Source organism: Streptomyces sp. NPDC002888 (assembly GCF_042888465.1).
Lineage (GTDB): Bacteria > Actinomycetota > Actinomycetes > Streptomycetales > Streptomycetaceae > Streptomyces.
Map to the genome: position 1 here is coordinate 1 of NZ_JBIAPU010000067.1, position 1,260 is coordinate 1,260.

The 1,260-nt window shown below is 74.4% G+C and carries 2 protein-coding genes; both read left to right on the forward strand.

Annotated elements, in window-relative coordinates:
- Window positions 1–106 precede the first annotated feature (106 nt).
- Window positions 107–763 carry a LysE family translocator gene (locus tag ACFYWX_RS47720; protein WP_389431811.1) on the forward strand — a complete coding sequence of 219 codons (657 nt, stop codon included), beginning with the start codon at window positions 107–109 and terminating at the stop codon, window positions 761–763.
- A 49-nt stretch (window positions 764–812) separates the two neighbouring features.
- Window positions 813–1,070 (forward strand): hypothetical protein, encoded by a 258-nt coding sequence (locus ACFYWX_RS47725; protein ID WP_389431812.1) that lies wholly within the window; start codon window positions 813–815, stop codon window positions 1,068–1,070.
- The last annotated feature ends 190 nt before the right edge of the window (window positions 1,071–1,260 follow it).

A 1,260-nucleotide genomic window follows, 5' to 3' on the forward strand; every position in this document is an offset into this window, starting at 1 on the left:
TGGGAGCCGAGGAACGCCGTACGGCTCTGGGGCTGGGTCCGACCTCGGTGGTCGTGCTGCTGAGCACCGAGGGCACGGCCGCAAACCCGCACTCCGGGTCGGCAGCGTGCTGACCCACTTCGTGGCCGCGACCGGTGTCCTTGGGCTGCTGACCGTCGTGCCCGGCCCGGACATGGCGGTGGTGACCCGACGCGCGCTCGTGGCGGGCCCCGGGGACGCGCTGCGTACCGTGGGCGGGATCGCGACCGGGCTGGTGATCTGGGGTGCGCTGACCGTGGCAGGGCTCGCGGCCGTGCTCGCCTCCTCGCCTGCGGCCTACTTGACGGTCAAGCTTCTCGGCGCTGGCTACCTGGTGTTCCTGGGCGGGCAGGCGTTGTGGCAGCATCGCCGCTCGGCGCCGGCCGGCCATGGGGGTCCCCCCGCTCGAGCGAAGCCGAGAGTGGGGGAGGATGCCAGTCCTGCCGTCGTCGGGAGCCCCTGGTGGACCGGCCTGGTCAGCAACGTCCTCAACCCGAAGATCGTCGTCTTCTACACCGGGCTGTTGCCCACGCTGGCACCGCCTGGGCTGCCGGCCGCCCGGGCCATGACGCTCCTCGTGCTCCTCCACACCACCCTCACCCTCGCCTGGCTGGGCGGCTACGTGCTCCTGCTGTCCAAGGCCGGGCCGGTCCTGAACAAGCCGCGGATCCGCCGTGCGCTGGGGCGGACCACGGGCGTCGCGCTGATCGGCTTCGGCCTCGCGGTCGCCAGCGCTTCCGGCTGACCAACACCTCACCACCCACCGTTTCCGACACCGCTTCAGGAGACAGGTCATGACGAGCTCCACCCCCGACAAGATCACCGTCAACGGCGACCGCCTGTGGCAGTCCTTGACGGACCTCGCCGAGATCGGCGCGTACGACGACGAGCGCACCGGCCTGCTCGGCGTCGACCGCCTGGCCCTGACCGACGCCGATGCGGCCGGCCGCCGCCAGGTCATCGAGTTACGTGGCCCTCGCCGAAGGCCACGCCAACCGTATTGCGACGGGGCCTCGCGGCGGACAGCACCGCCGCCGCATGTTGGCCCTTGATCTCCTCGATACGGGAGAACTCATCCAACGGCGCGGTGGCATGACGGCGCCCGAGCGCAGGCCCTGGCCGAGGGGGGGGGGGGGGGGGGGGGGGGGGGGGGGGGGGGGGGGGGGGGGGGGGGGGGGGGGGGGGGGGGGGGGGGGGGGGGGCGGGGGGCGGGGCGGGGGGGGGGGGGGGGGGGGGGGGCGG

What these genes read in the sequence shown, in the direction of transcription:
- ACFYWX_RS47725 (WP_389431812.1), top strand. Translation starts at nt 813, where the DNA reads ATGACGAGCTCCACCCCCGACAAGATCACCGTCAACGGCGACCGCCTG.